The organism is Arthrobacter sp. 'calajunan' (assembly GCF_046940185.1).
In the GTDB taxonomy this organism is placed as follows: Bacteria; Actinomycetota; Actinomycetes; order Actinomycetales; family Micrococcaceae; genus Glutamicibacter; species Glutamicibacter soli.
On record NZ_JBKZDY010000015.1, the window covers coordinates 22,057 to 40,064 of the forward strand.

At 61.7% G+C, this 18,008-nt stretch carries 19 protein-coding genes, 1 tRNA gene and 2 riboswitches; of the genes, 9 read left to right on the top strand and 11 right to left on the bottom strand.

Features of this window, described 5'->3' with window-relative positions; genetic code table 11:
* Window positions 1-21 precede the first annotated feature (21 nt).
* Window positions 22-98 (top strand) — tRNA-Arg (locus tag RF641_RS16435).
* 143 nt (window positions 99-241) lie between these two features.
* On the opposite strand, the gene RF641_RS16440 is transcribed toward RF641_RS16435, so the two are convergent.
* Window positions 242-1,471 carry an ROK family transcriptional regulator gene (locus tag RF641_RS16440; protein ID WP_424573646.1) on the bottom strand — a complete coding sequence of 410 codons (1,230 nt, stop codon included), beginning with the start codon at window positions 1,469-1,471 and terminating at the stop codon, window positions 242-244.
* 187 nt (window positions 1,472-1,658) lie between these two features.
* Between RF641_RS16440 and RF641_RS16445 the strand changes: the two genes are divergently transcribed.
* A complete protein-coding gene (locus tag RF641_RS16445) occupies window positions 1,659-2,069 on the top strand; it encodes an NUDIX hydrolase (RefSeq protein WP_424573647.1) in 411 nt (136 codons plus the stop codon).
* A 30-nt stretch (window positions 2,070-2,099) separates the two neighbouring features.
* Here the strand turns inward: RF641_RS16445 and RF641_RS16450 are convergent, their stop codons facing one another.
* From RF641_RS16450 to RF641_RS16465, 4 genes are all read right to left on the bottom strand, one after another.
* Window positions 2,100-2,594 carry an HNH endonuclease gene (locus RF641_RS16450; protein WP_120990168.1) on the bottom strand — a complete coding sequence of 165 codons (495 nt, stop codon included), beginning with the start codon at window positions 2,592-2,594 and terminating at the stop codon, window positions 2,100-2,102.
* Window positions 2,595-2,824: 230 nt separating this feature from the next.
* Entirely contained in the window at window positions 2,825-3,691 is an 867-nt protein-coding gene (locus RF641_RS16455) for a C40 family peptidase (protein ID WP_120990170.1), read from the bottom strand.
* Between the two features lie 5 nt (window positions 3,692-3,696).
* Window positions 3,697-3,861, bottom strand: a riboswitch (cyclic di-AMP (ydaO/yuaA leader).
* 130 nt (window positions 3,862-3,991) lie between these two features.
* On the bottom strand, window positions 3,992-5,017 hold the full coding sequence (locus tag RF641_RS16460; RefSeq protein ID WP_424573648.1) for a M23 family metallopeptidase: 1,026 nt from the start codon (window positions 5,015-5,017) through the stop codon (window positions 3,992-3,994).
* Between the two features lie 2 nt (window positions 5,018-5,019).
* Window positions 5,020-5,197, bottom strand: a riboswitch (cyclic di-AMP (ydaO/yuaA leader).
* A gap of 76 nt (window positions 5,198-5,273) precedes the next feature.
* Entirely contained in the window at window positions 5,274-5,972 is a 699-nt protein-coding gene (locus RF641_RS16465) for a metal-dependent transcriptional regulator (RefSeq protein ID WP_047118287.1), read from the bottom strand.
* A 255-nt stretch (window positions 5,973-6,227) separates the two neighbouring features.
* On the opposite strand from RF641_RS16465, the gene serC reads away from it, so the two are divergent.
* Window positions 6,228-7,349, top strand: a complete 1,122-nt coding sequence (gene serC / locus RF641_RS16470) for a phosphoserine transaminase (protein WP_047118286.1) — start codon at window positions 6,228-6,230, stop codon at window positions 7,347-7,349.
* Between the two features lie 80 nt (window positions 7,350-7,429).
* Here the strand turns inward: serC and RF641_RS16475 are convergent, their stop codons facing one another.
* A complete protein-coding gene (locus tag RF641_RS16475) occupies window positions 7,430-8,044 on the bottom strand; it encodes a DUF3027 domain-containing protein (RefSeq protein WP_047118285.1) in 615 nt (204 codons plus the stop codon).
* A 3-nt stretch (window positions 8,045-8,047) separates the two neighbouring features.
* A complete protein-coding gene (locus RF641_RS16480; protein ID WP_047118284.1) occupies window positions 8,048-8,431 on the bottom strand; it encodes a cold-shock protein in 384 nt (127 codons plus the stop codon).
* Between the two features lie 251 nt (window positions 8,432-8,682).
* On the opposite strand from RF641_RS16480, the gene RF641_RS16485 reads away from it, so the two are divergent.
* The 4 genes from RF641_RS16485 to RF641_RS16500 all read left to right on the top strand — a co-directional run bounded on the left by RF641_RS16485 (window position 8,683) and on the right by RF641_RS16500 (window position 11,645).
* Window positions 8,683-8,901 (top strand): hypothetical protein, encoded by a 219-nt coding sequence (locus tag RF641_RS16485; protein ID WP_047118283.1) that lies wholly within the window; start codon window positions 8,683-8,685, stop codon window positions 8,899-8,901.
* A gap of 58 nt (window positions 8,902-8,959) precedes the next feature.
* Window positions 8,960-9,667 (top strand): response regulator transcription factor, encoded by a 708-nt coding sequence (locus RF641_RS16490; RefSeq protein WP_047118282.1) that lies wholly within the window; start codon window positions 8,960-8,962, stop codon window positions 9,665-9,667.
* Window positions 9,668-9,707: 40 nt separating this feature from the next.
* Entirely contained in the window at window positions 9,708-11,258 is a 1,551-nt protein-coding gene (locus RF641_RS16495; protein WP_424573649.1) for a sensor histidine kinase, read from the top strand.
* Between the two features lie 96 nt (window positions 11,259-11,354).
* Entirely contained in the window at window positions 11,355-11,645 is a 291-nt protein-coding gene (locus tag RF641_RS16500) for a WXG100 family type VII secretion target (protein WP_053797380.1), read from the top strand.
* A gap of 108 nt (window positions 11,646-11,753) precedes the next feature.
* Here the strand turns inward: RF641_RS16500 and RF641_RS16505 are convergent, their stop codons facing one another.
* On the bottom strand, window positions 11,754-12,968 hold the full coding sequence (locus tag RF641_RS16505; protein ID WP_424573650.1) for an LPXTG cell wall anchor domain-containing protein: 1,215 nt from the start codon (window positions 12,966-12,968) through the stop codon (window positions 11,754-11,756).
* A gap of 234 nt (window positions 12,969-13,202) precedes the next feature.
* Between RF641_RS16505 and RF641_RS16510 the strand changes: the two genes are divergently transcribed.
* Window positions 13,203-14,099 (top strand): DUF4031 domain-containing protein, encoded by an 897-nt coding sequence (locus RF641_RS16510; protein ID WP_053797379.1) that lies wholly within the window; start codon window positions 13,203-13,205, stop codon window positions 14,097-14,099.
* Window positions 14,100-14,195: 96 nt separating this feature from the next.
* Here the strand turns inward: RF641_RS16510 and groL are convergent, their stop codons facing one another.
* The 3 genes from groL to RF641_RS16525 form a co-directional block, all read right to left on the bottom strand.
* Complete coding sequence (gene groL, locus RF641_RS16515) at window positions 14,196-15,830, bottom strand: chaperonin GroEL (RefSeq protein ID WP_047118277.1); 1,635 nt, start codon at window positions 15,828-15,830, stop codon at window positions 14,196-14,198.
* A gap of 297 nt (window positions 15,831-16,127) precedes the next feature.
* Window positions 16,128-16,739, bottom strand: coding sequence for a LytR C-terminal domain-containing protein (locus tag RF641_RS16520; RefSeq protein ID WP_047118276.1), 612 nt, complete (start codon window positions 16,737-16,739; stop codon window positions 16,128-16,130).
* A gap of 46 nt (window positions 16,740-16,785) precedes the next feature.
* On the bottom strand, window positions 16,786-17,076 hold the full coding sequence (locus RF641_RS16525; protein ID WP_047118275.1) for a DUF3263 domain-containing protein: 291 nt from the start codon (window positions 17,074-17,076) through the stop codon (window positions 16,786-16,788).
* A 157-nt stretch (window positions 17,077-17,233) separates the two neighbouring features.
* Between RF641_RS16525 and RF641_RS16530 the strand changes: the two genes are divergently transcribed.
* Window positions 17,234-18,007, top strand: a complete 774-nt coding sequence (locus RF641_RS16530) for a uracil-DNA glycosylase (RefSeq protein WP_306462527.1) — start codon at window positions 17,234-17,236, stop codon at window positions 18,005-18,007.
* Window position 18,008 lies beyond the last annotated feature (1 nt).

The following is an 18,008-nucleotide window of genomic DNA, read 5'->3' on the forward strand; positions in this document are numbered from 1 at the left end:
TTGTTGGTGTTTTCACGCCCAGCCTCTGTAGCTCAGTAGGATAGAGCGACCCTCTCCTAAAGGGTAGGCCGTCGGTTCGATTCCGGCCAGGGGCACCAATACGAGAAAGGCGCTTCCCCGCGATATTCACCGTGCGGAAGCGCCTTTCTCGTCTGCCGCGTCCGGGCGTCAGCTCCCGGACGCGCCAAAGGGCGCGTTCCACGGGGAACGCGCCCTTTGGCGGCCTAGCTGCGATGAACGCTTAGCGCAGCAGCAAAGCGGTGGCCTTTGGCGACAGCGAGGCGTCCATGACAACGCAGGCGCCGCCGACGGCGCCGACATTGGCGCCCAGCGCGGAGGTGCGGGTGTCGATGTCGTGCACCGTACGCAAGCCGAAGCGGCGCTTGACCGCGGCGTCGACGTCTGCGCCGACGAGCTCGCTGACCTTGTCCCACTGCGGACCGCCGAAGACAACCTCGCGGACATCCAGCGCGTTGGCCAGCTGGCCTGCGACTTCGCCAGCCATGACCATGGTCTCGATGACCAGTTCCTTGGCCACGGCATTGCCTTCCAGCGCCAGCTCGGTGAGGCGGTTCATGCCTTCTGCGCGCTGTTCTGGGCCGAGGATTTCGTAGGCCGGTAGTTCCAGGCCGCGTTCCTTGGCCTTTGACGCGATGAATTCGTAGGAGGTGCCGGAAGCCAGGCAGTCATCTGCACCGCACTCTTCGCAGAACACGGACTTGTGGCCCGTGGAGTAATGCCCGATCTCGCCGGCGTTGTTGCTCGAACCGTGGTGGACTTCGCCATCGATGACGATGCCGGCGCCGAAGCCGTGGCCGCAGTACACGAAGACGAAGTCGTCGGTCTTTTCTTCCTTCGACTGCCACAGTTCCCCAACTGCGGAGGCAATCGTGTCCTTTTCGATGATGACCTGCAGGCGCAGGAGCTTGCGCAGCGGGTTGACGAGTTCGACGTCGGCCCAGCCGTCAAGCAGCGGCGGGTTCAGAACCACGCCTTCCTCGACGTTCACCGGACCCGGCACGGCAATGCCCACTCCGACAATATGCTTCTTCGGAACACGGATCTCTGCGATCAGTTCCTTGACGGTGGTCGCCATCAGCTGCACGGTTTCGGAAGCCACTTCGAGGTTCGGGACTTCGATGCTGCGCTCGCGCAGGACTTCGCCGCGCAGGTTCATGGCCACGAAGGTCAGAATGCTGGGGTCCAGATGGATACCGATCGAAACCAGACGGTTTCCTTCCAGCTCGAGCACGGTGCGTGGCTTGCCCGGGCCGGAAACGATGGTGCGGTCTTCACGCACGATGCCGTCGTCAAGAAGACGACGCACAACATTTGAAATGGTCTGTGGTGACAGACCCGTCGAACTTGCCAGTTCGACGCGGCTGATTCCATCCGGTGCCCTGCGGATGGATTCAAGAATTACGGCTTGGTTGAAGTCTCCCAAGCGCCCTAGGTTGGTACCCCGTCGCATTAATGCTCCATAGATCTATAAATTTGATGGATCGATCTTTCCGTTCCTCGGCTTTCACCTGTCACCACCCACTCGGTCAAAAAATTGCGAGTAATAAGACCACGGCGAACAACAACTAAAAACGTTGGAGATCCACTTATGCACGTTACCACCTGCGACGGCTTCGCACACGCGATATTGTGAATTCATGAAGAAAAAATTGACTATATCAGCCGCTTGTTTAATCAACAACCAAGGAGAAATATTGCTGGTCCGCAAACGCGGGACGAGCAAATTCATGCAGCCTGGCGGCAAACCCGAGAAAGGCGAGTCACCTTTACAAACTGTCATTAGAGAAATTAAAGAGGAGCTCGGTGTCGAGTTCGCACCGGACGAGCTCGAGTACCGCGGCGAGTGGCATGGCCCTGCCGCCAACGAGGCTTCGACCTCGATTCACGCGCATCTTTTTTCGGGGCGTTTCAGCGGCGAGCTCGAACCGTTGGCCGAGCTTGAAGAGCTGCTCTGGATCGATCCAAAGCAGGCGCTGCTGCGTGACGATCTCGCGCCGCTGCTGCGCGAGCACGTGCTCCCGTCGGTAATTGAACGCGCCAAGGCCTAGTCGAGGTCTCCCGCCTGCAGTTGCGCGGTGTCAGCCCGCCTGGAGGTAGACATCCCACGAATCGTCGATCTGGTTGAGCCCCGAGACCAGATGCCCGCCATAGCGCGGGCGGTGCGGGGTGACGCGGAGCTGCCAGCCGAGCTGTGCGAGCATCTTGTCGGCCTTACGGCTGTTGCAGGCCAGACAGGCCGCTACCAGGTTCTCCCAGGTATTCTGACCGCCCCTGCTACGGGGAATGACATGGTCGATGGTATTGGCGGACTTGCCGCAGTAGGCGCAGGTAAACCTGTCCCTACGGAGAACGCCCCTACGGGTGACATGATTCATGTCCCTGTAGGGGCGTCGTACATAGCGCTTTAAGACGATTACCGTTGGCCGCGGTAACTCGCCGTGAGCGCTGCGCACGGGCGACGAGTCATCTTGCAGGACGATAGTGGCTTTCTCCGCCATCACCAGCAAAAGGGCTCGACGGAAGGTCACCACGGCCAGGGGCTCGTAGCCGGCATTCAAAACCAGTGTTCGCATCTTGCAGTACTTCCTTCTCGAACCGATAGCCGCCATCTGGCATTGGTGGGGCTCGCGTTCCCTACGGAGAGGCTCTATCGCAAGCCTAAAGGATCAGCCCTCTGCTATGTGAGGGTTCAAGAAAGATATTCTGCGAAGTTCATCTGCGAAGACCCAGATGTTCATCCTGGTTAAAGGCATAAGCCGCCGAACGTCTTTCACGTTCGGCGGCTTATGGAAAGTTTTTAGGCTTAGCGAGCCAGGGTGTAGTAACCGTACAGCGGGTTACGGCTCACCGAGTGGATCATGGTGTCCACGGTTGGGTTCTGTGCCCCGATCATCTGACCGCCGCCCAGGTAGATGCCTACGTGGCCGCCACCGTTCTGGAATACCAAGTCGCCCGGCTTAGGGTTGCTGGTGCGCTTGAACTGGCCGGAACCCAGGATTGCCGAGGTGCCGCGGGCGATGTTGATGCCGTGCTGTGCGTAAACGTACTTCACGAAGCCCGAGCAGTCCCAACCCGATGGGCCGTTGCCGCCCCATACGTATGGAACGCCGACGTACTTGGCAGCGGTAGCCGCGATACCTGAGAGGTTCGAAGTGTTGACCGAAGAGCTGCTCTTGGCCTTCTTCTTGGTGCTGGTCGACTGGGTAGAGTTCGACTGGCTGTTGACGTTCTGGCGGGTCACCGGAGCGAAGTCGTCCGAGGAGCTGCTGGAGGACGACTGGTTGGAACGGGTGGTCGGCGCCGTGGCGTTCGACGAAGTCGAGGTGACCTCGTTGGCCACTGCGATAACAACCGGCTCCGGCTTCTCGTCGGCGGTGAAGCTGGCGCGCTCGATATCAACCGAAGACTTCTTGTCTGCGGCAACGCTGACAGCCTTGACTGCCACGCGCTCTGGGTTGATGGTGTCAACCGGAGCCGCGGAAACGTCGCGTGGAGCAGTTGCCTGGCCAGGCACGCCCAAGGTGATGATCAGACCGGAAGCTGCAGCTACGACTGCTGCCTGACGACCTACAGAGCCAGCGTTCGATGCAACAGCCTGCGAGATCGCTTCCAGAGAATTGGTACGTGGCACATCGGCGCGGCGACGTCCATGAGTTTGACGCTTGGTCACTTTTTAAAGCCTCTCCTTGATACCTACGAGGTAAGCTGTCGGGTTCGAAGTGGAGTTACCTCGGTGGATTCGAAGTTTCCTTCTCTTCCACTTCACCCCTAGGGTTGTTAGTTCAAACTAACGACCCGATATTGGTTCCCCCGCCACTGCCGTACGAGTTGTTTATAACTGCACATTGCGTGTTGGCAGTGCTCGGTTCTCACGCAATGTTGCTCAGGGAGATCCCCCTGGCACGCATATAAGCCTATAGGATGATTTTCCAAATGTCACGTTTAGGTCACGGAATGGTGACGAAGAACGTTACAACCAGCCGGCTGGGTCTTTGAACTGCCCGTCGATTATGACGTCGAAGTGCACGTGGCAACCGGTCGAGTTGCCGGTGGTGCCGCTCAGCGCGATCAGATCTCCCCGCTTGACCTTGTCGCCCACGTTGACCAGAACCTTCGTGTTATGGCTGTAACCGGTTTCCAGTCCATCGCCATGGTCCACCATTACCCGGTTGCCGGAGTGCCCGGCCCAGCCTGCGACGGTTACGGTACCCGAAGCGGAGGCGTAAACCTCAGTGCCGCAGGCCACACCGTAATCTGTACCACCATGGATCATGGTGCCAGCGCCGGTCGGGTTATTGCGGTGCCCAAAAGGCGAGGTAATGCGGTTCGACTTCACCGGGCGGTCAAGCAACCCGGACGTCGACTTGATGGCAGTGACGTTGCCGCCAGAGGCTGCCATAACCTCGGAGAGCTTCTCTTCTCCCGCAACATTAGGGTTCAGTTCGGAAGTCAGCGCTGCGCGTTCAACTTCCAGTCCAGCCGATCCTGGCGCGGTGACGTCCACGACTGCGGAAGTTGCGGTGCGTTCGGCGGCAACGGCCACGTCGTCGCTGGACGAACCCGAGAACTGTGGCGCGATAGCGGCAAGGGCCAGGCCCGAAACTGCGGCAACTGCAGCGACTTTGTGGCTAAAGCCAAGTCGCGATGGTTTTTTGGTATCAGCGTCCAGCTGCGAGATGAACTCGACATTGCTCGAGATCTCTGCGGATTCAGGCTGGGCAGCGACTGCGCCCGGCAGAGCAATGACATTGCTGTCTGCATCTTCCAGCACCAGCATCTGGCGGGTAGGGGCGATGCCGTAGCGTGCGCGTTCCTCGAAACGGCGACCTACGTAGTTGGCATGCACCGGTGCTGCAGGCTCGATGGCAACAGCCGATTCGCTCACCCGCGATGCGCGGCGTCCACCCGCACGCTCGGTAGCGGCAGCTGCGATTTCGCCAATCACATCCAGCTCAACAACGGCGGCGCGGCGGCCGGTCGTCTTGGTTTCTACCAAAACATTCCTCTCATGTAGCGCCTACGAAGTTAGCTGTCGGATTCGGCTCCTGAGAATGAGCCGGCCTGCTTTTGGCAGGACTTCACCCCTAGACGTAAACGTCGGAAAGTGGGTCCCCCGCTATTGCCCCATAAACTGACTTCCCATCCGCGCGCAGGGCAATACTAGGCGTTCGCGCAATGTATGGGCTGGTGCGGGTCTAACCCCGTGCACCGTGTACTAACGTTACCCGTCAAAAGGGAAAGTTACAATTTCGTTATCTTTTGTGGGACTTGACGAATACATGGCTGCTGACCTCTACCGGAAGCTCCAAAGCGCCCTCTACACCCTGCACGCGTACGACGATGTAGTCTTCAGCACGCTCAAGGGTGACAATCGCCCCAGGGCGGATTCCGCCTTCATTCAGCTGTCCCAGCAGGATCGGGTCAGTCTGGATAGGTTCCGCGAGGCGCTCGATTGCCAGCGGTCCTTCCACTCCATCCAAAAGAGCCTGGTCAAGGTTCTGAACTTCCGATGAGATTTCGCTCACTTTTGGCCCGCCAAGGACCTCTAAACCCGGAATTGGGTTGCCGTACGGGGAGACCGTCGGCTTCCCCAGCAAGTCGTAGAGCCGGCGCTCGACGCGCTCGCTCATGACGTGCTCCCAGCGGCAGGCTTCTTCGTGGACGTACTCCCAGTCGAGCCCGATCATGTCTGCCAGCAGTCGTTCAGCAAGGCGGTGCTTGCGCATGACGCTCGTTGCCAGTTCGTGACCTTTCTGGGTCAAGGCAAGATGGCGGTCGGTGGAAACCACGACGAGGCCGTCTCGTTCCATCCGGGCTACGGTCTGCGACACAGTCGGGCCTGAGTGGCCCAGACGCTCTGCGATTCGGGCGCGCAAGGCCACGATTTCCTCTTCTTGCAGTTCAAGAATGGTACGCAGGTACATCTCGGTTGTATCGATAAGGTCAGACACGGCAGCCGCTCCTGGAAGTCACAACAATAAGTTCGTAAAAATAATGAGACGTCACTACACACTCTACTGGGTGCGCTGGACATATTCGTTACGGGGCCGGCCACCGAGGATGTCGTAACCCTCCGTCCGGTTTTTCTCTGAAACGCTCACGGTTTGCGAAGATAGTACTGAAACGCCTGAACCCACCCGCCTTATTCCGCGCCGCGGAACAGCGGGTTTTCAGCCCTTCAATCTATAGCTATATCGAGGAGCACGATGAGCACGGACATCACCATTCCACAGAATCTTTTGCCAGCCGACGGTCGTTTCGGCGCCGGTCCGTCCAAGGTTCGCGCAGAGCAAGTCCAGGCGATTGTTGAGGCAGCGGATTCCCTCCTGGGCACCTCGCACCGTCAGGCTCCGGTCAAGAACCTTGTGGCATCGGTCCAGAACGGACTGAAGGAAATGTTCAACGCGCCAGAGGGCTATGAAGTTCTGCTGGGTGTCGGCGGCGCTACCGCGTTCTGGGATTCGGCCGCCTTCTCCCTGGTGCGCAACAAGGCGCAGCACCTGTCGTTCGGCGAGTTCGGCTCCAAATTCGCCAAAGCCACGGACAAGGCCCCGTTCCTGGCTGCCTCGACCATCATCACCAGCGAGCCGGGCAGCGTTCCTGTTCCCGCCGCCGAAGCCGACGTCGATGTCTATGCATGGCCTCACAACGAGACCTCCACCGGCGCTGCAGCCCCGGTCAAGCGCGTAGCTGGCGCCAACGATGACGCACTGATGGTCATCGACGCCACCAGCGGCGCCGGCGGATTGGCCGTGGACTTGGCCGAAACCGACGTCTACTACTTCGCGCCGCAGAAGAACTTCGCAGCCGACGGCGGCCTGTGGATCGCGTTCGTTTCCCCGGCGGCCATTGCGCGCATCGAGGAAATCGCCGCCACCGACCGGTGGATCCCGGACTTCCTGAACCTGAAGACCGCTCTGGACAACTCGTTGAAGAACCAGACCTACAACACCCCTGCACTGACCACGCTGGTCATGCTGGATTCCCAGATCAAATGGATCAACGCCAACGGCGGACTCGCCTGGGCCGCTGAGCGCACCGCCGAATCCGCGGCCAAGGTCCAGGCCTGGGCCGAGGCCTCCGACATCGCTGCGATGTACGTGGCGAATCCGGAACACCGCTCCAACGTCATTTCCACCGTCGACTTCGACGACAAGATCGACGCCACCGCCATCGCCAAGGCGCTTCGCGCCAACGGCGTGGTCGATGTGGAGCCTTACCGCAAGCTCGGCCGCAACCAGCTGCGTATCGCAACCTTCGTCGCGATCGATCCGAGCGACGTCCAGGCACTGCTGAACTGCATCGACTACGTGATCGAACAGCTCTAGTCCCCACGACGCACGACACCACAACAGCGAAGGGCTCGGACCACATGGTCCGAGCCCTTCGCTGTATGCCTGTTTCGGCGCTAGCCGTCCTTGCGTGCGCGGTTGCGTTGCGCGGCGCGGCGACGTGCGGCGGTTCGCTGGGCAGTGCGCCGACGGCGGACCTGGCGTCGAGCCGGTGACTTGACCGACTGCAGCTCTTCCTCGTCCGCAACCTCGTCGGTCGCGAGCTCGTCCTGTGCAGGAACGGCGTCAGCTTCTCCCTCAGGAATTGCCTGCGGCTGCTCCGAACCCTGCTCATCCTGCGCGGCCGCCGAGGTCTCAGCCTCTGTAGGCTGCTCGCCTTCAACGGCGCTGTGCTCGGCCTCTGCGGCTTCGATCTCCTCCTTGGCCAGACGATCCGCCCACGGCACCCAGGCAGGAGCCAGCAGTGAATCCTCGCCGGCAATGATCCCGACCTCGCACACTGTCAGATCTTTGGCCTTGGCCCGTGGCACCCGCGCGAGTGTCGCGAACCATGTCCAACCTTGGTATCCCTTTTTATGGGAGATAAATCTATGGGTGACAAGTCGCTCACCCTCGGCCGTGACGCCGAGGTGTTCGCCGATTTCGGATTCCCCGGCGATTTCAGCCAGGGATAGCCGCGCGGTATCGACCGCTTCAGCGAGGAGGGTGTCCAGCTTGGGTTTACGGGCCATTGTTTATGCGTCCAGATCGTCGGCTACCGCGCGCAGCACGGTAGCTACCTTTTTGCCGTATGCATGTTCAGGATAGCGCCCATTGCGCAAGGTATTCGAAACGCTGTCCAGCAATTTGATTAGGTCCTCGATGACGACGGCCTCGGCTTCGGGCTTCTTGCGCTTGGCGCGAGCCACCGACGGGGCCGCTTCGAGCACCCGGAGGCTCAAGGCCTGCGGTCCGCGACGGCCCTCGGCCACACCGAACTCAAGGCGCGTTCCCGGGCGCAGCTCATGCATGCCGTCGGGCAGGGCCGCTGCGTTGACGTAGATCTCTTTGCCGTCTTCTGCGGTAATGAATCCAAAGCCCTTGGACTTCTCGTACCACTTAACCTTGCCGGTAGGCATGCTGTAATACCTCGTTCGTTTCTCGTGCGTAGCTGCATGGCCGAGGCCTGCTCAGCACCATGCATATTCAGGTGTTCGCTTCCGCGGAGCTTTCACCGGGCTTTTCGAATTCTTTTCCCGGGTGCTCGACGCACGGAGTCGAACCAAGTCGTTTACCTTTGATTATGTCATTCATCCGGACACAAAATCACCTTGGGCGCTCTTTGACTCGGGACTCCCTCCTCCGGGACGGCAACGGTAAAGTAGGAACGGTGAGCACCTTATCCGTCACCCTGTCCGTTGTTTCGCGTCTAGCCATCGGCGTTGCCGTAGTTTCCACCCTGGCATTGGCTGCGACGCTGGTGCTCTATTTCCAGGAAATCAGCATCCCGCCCTTCCTGATGATTCTGGGCGTCTGGGGCCTTCCGGTCGCCTTCCTGCTGGGCGTTGCAGTCGTTATCGGCAACGTCATCCGGCGTCGCAACAACTAATTTTCTACCCCAGCATTCATACAGGAATCTCCCAGACTTCTTAGGCACACTGGGTTTCATGAGTGCAAAAACCCCAGAGGCAAAACTTCTCGTTGTCGATGACGAGCCGAATATCCGCGAGTTGCTGTCCACTTCCCTGCGCTTCGCAGGTTTCGAAGTTGTCTCCGCAGCCAACGGCCGGGACGCCCTGGCAGCGGTTGAGGCCGAGGAACCTGACTTGGCAGTGCTCGACGTGATGCTTCCGGACATGGATGGATTCACCATCACCCGCAAGCTGCGCGCCGCGGGGCGCCATTTCCCGGTCCTGTTCCTCACCGCACGTGACGACACCTCGGACAAGGTCACCGGCCTGACCGTGGGCGGCGACGACTATGTCACCAAGCCGTTCAGCCTGGACGAGGTCGTCGCACGCATCCGCGCAGTCCTGCGCCGCACGTCTTCGGGCGAGGAAGAGAACGCCACCATCGTGGTCGCCGACCTCGAGCTGGACGACGACGCGCACGAGGTCCGCCGCGCCGGCGAGATCATCGACCTCTCCCCCACCGAGTTCAAGCTCCTGCGCTACCTGATGATGAACCCGAACCGCGTGCTGTCCAAGTCGCAGATCCTGGACCACGTGTGGGAGTACGACTTCAACGGCGACGCGTCGATCGTCGAGTCCTATATCTCGTACCTGCGCCGCAAGGTCGACCGCCCCGAATGGCCTGCGCTGATCCAGACCAAACGCGGCGTCGGCTACCTGATGCGCACCCCGGACCGCCGCTAGCCGCGTCCGTCCACGAGCAAGGGACTTGTAAAGTCATCCTATGAAGTCGATTCGTTCCCTCTGGCGGCGCACCACGCTGCGCACCAAACTGGTGACAGTGATGTTCGGGCTGATGATCCTGGCCATCGTAGCCACAGCCGTGGGCTCGGCCCACACGCTGCGGATCTCGATGACCAACCAGATCGATGACCAGCTGGTCGCCGCCGGACCGACGATGGGGCTTGGTCTGAACAAGGCCTACCTGTATTCGGTGGACAACCCCGGGGACCCCGACGGCTTCAAGGACTTCGACCCGACGCTGCTCGGGCTGAACAGCTCCTACGCCGACATCCGTGATAAAGACGGGAAAATCGTCTACATCATGCCGCGCTCGCGGGTTTCGCCGAGCACGGCCTTGGATTCGCCGCTGTTGAATCCGGCCAATATCGATAAGCTGCTGGAAACGCCGAACAAGCCGGTGACCATCCCGGGCATCCAGGCGAACTCCGCCGGGTGGCGGACCATGGTGATTCCGCTGAAGAGCAGCAGCCTGAACCTGTTCCTGGCGATCCCGCTGAGCACCGTCAACAACACCGCGCAGCAGGCGGCGGTGCTGGTGCTCTCCACCGGCTTGCTCGCCGCGCTGGTCATGTCCATGATCGCCTATGCCCTCACCACCCGGTCGCTGAAACCGCTGACGAAGGTCGAGCGCACCGCGTCCATGATCGCCGCCGGCGACCTCACCCAGCGCGTGACGGACTATCCTGCGGAGACGGAAGTCGGCAGGCTCTCACGCTCGCTGAATTCGATGCTGGCGCAGATCGAGAAGGCTTTCAAGGACCGCGAAGCTTCCGAACAGAAGATGCGGCGCTTCATTCAGGATGCCTCCCACGAGCTGCGCACCCCGCTGGTCACCATCCAGGGCTACTCGGAGTTCTACCGCCACGGCGGACTGGCGAGCCCCGAAGCCCTCGATTCGGCGATGGGGCGCATTGAGAGCGAATCCAAGCGCATGGCGCAGCTCGTTGAGGACCTGCTGATGCTGGCGCGCCTGGACGAGCAGCGCCCGATGGAGAAGCAGGCTGTCGACCTGCTGGTGCTCGGACAGGACATCGTGGAGGACACCCGGGTGCGGGCGCCCGACCGCAAGGTCACCTTGGTGGGCCTGTCCAGCAACCAGCCCAGCCCCGCCAGCACTGTCGGAGACGACGCCCGCATCCGCCAGGTCATCGCCAACCTGCTGACCAATGCCCTGCGCTACACCCCCGAAGGGTCCCCGATCGAGATCGCGGTGGGTGTGCGTTCGCTGGTGGCCGGTGCCCTCGACGCAGTACTCGAGGTCCGCGACCACGGCCACGGCATTCCCGAAGAGGACGCCAAGCGAATCTTCGAGCGCTTCTACCGCTCGGATGCCTCGCGCCAACGCGAAACCGGCGGTTCCGGCCTGGGGCTGGCAATTGTCGCAGCCATTGTCCAACAGCACGGCGGATCCGTGTCGCTGAGCGAAACCGAAAGCGGCGGCGCCACCATGGCCATCTCGCTGCCCTACGTTCCGATGCCCGAGCCGCGCGACGACGACTTCGACTTCCATCCGGAGCACGACGAGTCGTAGCCTCATTGTCCACAACCGGCCTGCGGCTTACTCTGCTTCGGTGCCATAGCTCCTATCGTTAGGTCATCACGATCCGATGAAAGGCGAGCAGGAATCATGAGCACGTTCTCCACCAACACCGGCGAAATGCAGGCCAAGTCCCAAGCGGTTATGGGCACCATCGACCGCCTGCGTTCAGAAGTCGCCACGATGCAGATGAATCTGGACCAGTTGCAGGGCACATGGCATGGCTCGGCGGCCGCATCGTTCCAGGCCATCGTGGCCGAATGGCGAAGCACCCACCTGCGCATCGAAGAAGCCTTGGGCAACATCGCCACGGCGTTGCATCATGCCTCGGCGCAGTACGAGGAAGTCGAGCAGGTCAATACCTCGCTGTTCCGCTACTAAACGGCGCATCCCCAGCGAAAACAGCGCCAAAACCACAAAGAACTGGCCGCTGGATCAGCTTCAGGGAAGATGATCCAGCGGCCAGCATCCATGCGTTGGCTACGAGGCTCAGGCCTTGCGGCGGCGCAGAACCATGGCGGCTCCGGCCAGCATCAGCAGCAGACCCGCGCCCGCAGCCGCCAGCAGCGCACCGTTGAAACCGGTATCAGCCAGTTCGTTCTCCGCGGCCTGCGGCTTCGCGTCGCCCTTGGCCGATTCGGAGCCGGTGTTCTCCGGCTTCTTGTCGATGGATCCTGCCGGCTTGATTTCTACCGGCTTCTCGGATGGCTTTGCCTCCGGCTTTGCTTCAGGCTTGGCTTCTGGCTTCACTTCGGGCTTCGCGTCCGGATTCTCGTTCTCAGGCTCGGTACCTTCTTCGCCGAAGTAAGAAGCCAGGAATTCTGCAAGCCACTCGGAGTCTTCGGGGTAGGCTTCCATGAGTTCTTCCAAGAAGCTCAGGAACTCATCCAACTGTGCTTCGCTGGTCAGGTTATCTAAAATCAGGGTGAATATTTTTTCAGTGTATTTATTCACAAGTTCGAGCTGAATCGAATCCAGCAGCTGCTGGAATTCTTCCGTCTCATAAAATGCTTCCCACTGGGCGTCAGTCCAGTCTTCGCGGCCTTCGAGCAGTCGCTCATCAAGCTCGTTGAGGAAGTCCTCATCGAGCTTGTCTAGTTCAGGCGCAATGGAGTCCAGCACGTCGTTTAGTTCTTCTGAGAACTCCGGTTCCTCGTCGAACATGAAACTAGTACCTTGGAGTTCGGTGTCCGTGCTGTCGTTTTCGGCATTCTGGTCGGATTCTTCAATCGCGCCGAAGTCGACCGTCTCATCGGTTGCGGAGCTGGTCTCGTCCGCTGGCTGGGTCGCGCCGGTCTCGGTGCCAGCAGCTGGGTCCTGCGCGGGAGCCGAATCCTCAACTGAAGCATTCTCCTCCACCGGTGCAGCCGGAGCCGTTTCCTCGACGCTGTCCTCGACTGGAGCCTGCGACTCCTGCACGACGGTCTGCTCTGCCGGGGCTTCCACTGCAATGTCTTCCACGTTGTCGGTGGGCACTTCGGCGACTGGCGGCGCAGGCACGACAGGGGTTTCGACGGCAGGCTGCTGCACGGGGGCCTCAGTGGCCGCCGCCGCTGCCGGCTCGGTCTGCGTTTCCTGCTGTGCAACGGTGATGCTCTGGAGGGCATCGTCCGTGGTTTCGGTAGCCTGTGCCGGAGCGGCAGAGACGAGAAGTCCAGAAATAACCGCTGCCGAAAGCAGGGTGGTATTGATCTTAGGCGACATGGTGTCTCGATTCCCCAAAAGAAGTCACAAGCAGTTGCGGGACGCCGAGGCGTTCCGCTTCAGTGATGACAGATTTATGGCCTGTGAAAGTGCTGAATGATTAAAGTACAACCTATCCGAAGAATGCACCGCCACCAAGTAATTCCACGTCTCTTACAACGGGACTTTGCCCACCCGTGCCCAGGGCCCCCGAACGGGACTTCAAAACCGTTACCAACACGTAGGCTAGAGCCTATGAGCATCCTGATCGACCCACCGTCATGGCCTGCCCATGGAACGCTCTTTTCGCATCTGGTTTCCGATGCGACGCTCGATGAACTGCATGCCTTTGCCCGTGCGCACCAGCTACCCGAGCGCGCGTTCGACAGGGACCACTACGACGTGCCGCAGTCCCGCTATGCCGAGCTGGTGCGGGACGGCGCGCACGAGGTTTCGGCCGGCGACCTGGCTCGGGCGCTGATCGCCTCCGGGCTGCGCATCCCGGCCAAGTACCGCCCGGAAAAGCTGGGACCGGTGCTGTCCCGCCGTTGGGCCCGAACTCTGCCCACCGAACCTCAGCTGGGCCGCGAGCTGCTGGAACGCTGGTCGCAGTCGCATCGCAGATACCACGACAGGGTCCACCTGCTGTCCGTGCTGGAGGCCTTGGATTGGCTGGCGAAGGACCAGGCCGACGGCGAGGAGCGCATGCTGCTGCAGCTGGCCGCCTGGTTCCACGACGCGGTGTACCACGGAGCCTCGGACGACGAGGCCAAGTCCGCGATCCTTGCCCGCGAGCGCCTCTACGGGCTGCTGAGCCCCGGGGCGGTGTCCAGGGTCAGCGAACTGATCCTGCTCACCGCAGGGCACTCCCCCGGCGACCACGACCGCCTGGGCCGGATCCTGTGCGATGCGGATCTTGAGGTGCTGGCCCGCCCGCAGCCGGCCTACCAGCGCTATGCCCAGGCGATCTACCAGGAGTACGCGCATTTCCCGCGCCCGGCCCTGGCTGCCGGACGGATCAAGGTGCTGGGCTCGCTGCTGGAGAAGGACAACATCTACAGCACCGTGCGTGGCATCGACCGCTGGGAAAACGCGGCCCGCAGCAACGTCGGCGCGGAGATCTCAGTGCTGCGCGGCTGGCTCGGCGAATAGCTTCCGGCTTTTAACGGCCTGTGGCCCGTTTCCCCTGGGGAAACGGGCCACAGGCACCAGGTAGTCTCGGCGGGGTGCCGAGCCGGGCGGGGAAGCTTAGAAGCCGCCCATGCCGCCCATGCCACCCATGTCGTCACCGGCTGGTGCGGCGCCGGCAGGAGCTGGCTTGTCCGCGACAACGGCTTCGGTGGTCAGGAACAGGCCTGCGATCGATGCGGCGTTCTGCAAGGCCGAACGGGTCACCTTCACAGGATCGTTCACGCCGGCTTCCAGCAGGTCGACGTACTGGCCGGTGGCGGCGTTCAGGCCGTGGCCGGCAGCCAGGCCCTTGACCTTGTCGGCGACAACGCCTGGCTCCATGCCGGCGTTCAGGGCGATCTGCTTCAGCGGAGCTTCGATGCCGACGCGCACGATGTTCGCACCGGTTGCCTCGTCGCCTTCCAGCGACAGCTTCTCGAAGGCTGCTGCGCCGGCCTGGATCAGGGCTACGCCGCCGCCGGCGACGATGCCCTCTTCCACTGCTGCCTTGGCGTTGCGCACGGCATCTTCGATGCGGTGCTTGCGCTCCTTGAGCTCCACCTCGGTGGCTGCGCCGGCCTTCAGCACGGCGACGCCGCCGGAGAGCTTTGCGTGGCGCTCCTGCAGCTTCTCGCGGTCGTAGTCCGAGTCGGTGTTCTTGATCTCGGCTGCGATCTGGGCCTTGCGGCCTTCGATGGCGTCGGCTTCGCCGCCGCCTTCAACGATGGTGGTCTCGTCCTTGGTGATAACGACCTTGCGGGCGGTACCCAGAACTTCCAGGCCCACGTTGTCCAGGGACAGGCCGATCTCCTCGGAGACAACCTGGCCGCCGGTCAGGATGGCGATGTCGGTCAGCATGGCCTTGCGGCGGTCGCCGAAGCCCGGAGCCTTGACGGCAACGGACTTGAACAGGCCGCGGATCTTGTTCAGGATCAGGGTGGCCAGGGCTTCGCCCTCGACGTCTTCGGCGATGATCAGCAGCGACTTGTTCGACTGCATGACCTTTTCCAGCAGGGTGACCATGTCCTTGACCGAGGAGATCTTGGAGTTCACGATGAGGATGTATGGGTCCTCCAGCACGGTCTCCTGGCGCTCTGCGTCGGTGACGAAGTATGCGGAGATGTAGCCCTTGTCGAAGCGCATGCCCTCGGCCAGCTCCAGCTCGAGGCCGAAGGTGTTGGACTCCTCAACAGTGATGACGCCCTGCTCGCCGACCTTGTCGAGAGCCTCGGCGATCAGGCCGCCGATCTCAGGGTCGCCTGCGGAGATCGAGGCGGTAGCAGCGATCTGCTCCTTGGACTCGATCTTCTTGGCGGCGGCGAACAGCTCGGCAGTGACGGCCTCTACGGCCTTGTCGATGCCGCGGCGCAGCGCGATCGGGTCGGCGCCGGCGGCAACGTTGCGCAGGCCTTCCTTGACCAGTGCCTGGGCGAGAACGGTTGCGGTGGTGGTGCCGTCGCCTGCGACGTCGTCAGTCTTCTTGGCAACTTCCTTGACCAGCTCTGCGCCGATCTTCTCGTAGGGATCCTCGAGCTCGATCTCCTTGGCGATGGACACGCCATCGTTGGTGATCGTCGGGGCACCCCACTTCTTTTCCAGAACAACGTTGCGGCCGCGTGGGCCCAGGGTCACCTTTACGGCGTCTGCAAGGGTGTTCAGGCCGCGCTCAAGTCCGCGGCGTGCTTCCTCGTCAAATGCAATCATCTTGGCCATAGTGGCTTTCGGTCCTTTCGGGACGATTTTGCGAAAATGCAACCGACAGACAGCGCCCGCGACGGACGAGTGCAACGGCTGGGCATCGGGCCTGCAGCCGCGTCAGCTCTCGCTATCTGAGGTATTCTTCACGCTCCCTGCGAAGCGGCGTCTGAGGCCGGACCGGCTGCGGTTAAAACGCGAAAAGCCGATCGGCGTTAGCAGTCGCAACGCATGAGTGCTAATACAAATATTGGCACTCTCGCCCTGCGAGTGCAAGCTGATCGGCTCACAGCGAAGCAATTGGATACTGCGGGGTTAGCGTACTTCGAGGGTGTCGTCCGAGCCCATCACCACGGTCACCCGGTTCGGAATGTTCTGGGTCTGCAGAACCTCATCGATATTCAGCACTTCAGCGGCCTTTTCGGCAGTGGTGCGATAGGCCTCCGAGGTGTAGTACACGGTGGAGGTCTCGGCCGGGCGGGTCCAGTTGCTGGCGGTGATATTCGTGAATCCGGCCTCGGACAGGGCGTCTTCGCCGGCCGAGGCGATGCCTGCGATGCTGGCGCCGTTGTAGACGCCGATCAGCTGCCCGAAGAGCACGTCGTCATCATCGATGGTGCTGGAGGCGGAGGGGGTGGCGCTTTCGGTTTCGCTCGGGCTGGAGGTGGCGTCCTCGCTCGGGGCTGCCGAGGTGGTTTCGGTGGGGTTCGGGGCGGAGCCGACAATCGGCTTCAGGCCGCCGGGGCCGAAGAAGTAGGCGAATGCGCCCACCAGCACGACAAGCACGGCTGCAATAACTACCCAACGAAGTTTTCCACCGGACGTCGTGGAGGCGGCAGACTGCGCCCACCCGTTGGCGTGGTGCGAACCCACACGGGTGTTGAACTCCGGAACGCGATCGAATTCGTCACGTGGGTAGTTGGTCATTCTTGTCCTTGCTCGAGGTCTGACTGGTCGCGGCCGGTTCCGGAAACTAGCGTCCGGAGCCGACGGTACCGCTCACACGACGTCTGGTAGACCTAAGCCTACGCAGGCGTTTGACCAGCATTGGGTCGTAAGCCAACGCCGCGTCCGTCTCAATCAGCTGGTTCAGCAGCTGGTAGTAATTCGTCGGCGACATGGAGAACTGTTTGGTAATGGCCTGTTCCTTGGCGCCGGCATACTTCCACCACAACTTTTCCATGTTCAGGATCTGCTGGGAACGCTCATCGAGTTCCGAGTCGGGATTCATTACGAAATCCACCAGCACTTCACCCTCAGCCATGCGTCCACACCTCTTTCCTTCACCCGGCAAAGTCCGGTCTCGGCCCTGCGTTCTGCTCCGCCAGTAGCGGACATACCACCGATATTCTAACCAACTCGCCTGTGCTGCGCCGCGCCCGCGGGCACAGCCACGCCATAATACCGGCAGAATGGATGCCATGGACAACCTGCAGCCCTCCCTGTTCGGCGACCCGGAGCCGGTACCGGTCCCCCGCTACGAGCCGGAGGATTTCCCCTTCCACCACGGCGCCAGATCCATGGCGGAGCGCGGATTCATCGCCCAGGACTGGGTCCCGGTGCTGCTGCCACTCGATGGCAAGCTCCGGAAGATCGCCGCTGAACTGGCACGACGCAGCGCCGCCGGAGAGCAGATCCTCCCGGAACCGCACGTGATGTTGCGCGCACTTCGCATTCCGCGCTCGCAGGTGCGCGTCGTGCTCATCGGACAGGATCCGTATCCGACCCCGGGCCATGCCAACGGCTTGGCCTTCGCCGCCCAGGCTTCGGTGCGTCCGCTGCCCCGGTCGCTGTCCAATATCTACAAGGAGCTGAACGACGATCTGGGCATTGCCCCGGCAGCCCACCCGGATCTCAGCGCCTGGCATGAGCAGGGAGTTCTGCTGCTGAACCAGTCGCTGTCGGTCCAGGCGGGTCATGCCGGGGCGCACCAGCGCCTGGGCTGGTCCGCGGTCGTCGAAGCGGCCATCAGCGCGCTGAACCAGCGCGAGAACCCTCCGGTGGCGCTGCTCTGGGGCAGGCATGCGCAGAAGCTGGCGGGGCTGATGGACCGGATGCCGCAGCTGGCCAGCGCCCACCCCTCGCCGCTGTCCGCCTCGCGCGGGTTCTTCGGCTCGCGGCCCTTCTCCGAAATCAATCGGCGGCTGTCCGAATCCGGACAGCCGCCGATCGACTGGTCGTTGCCTGCGCTGTAGC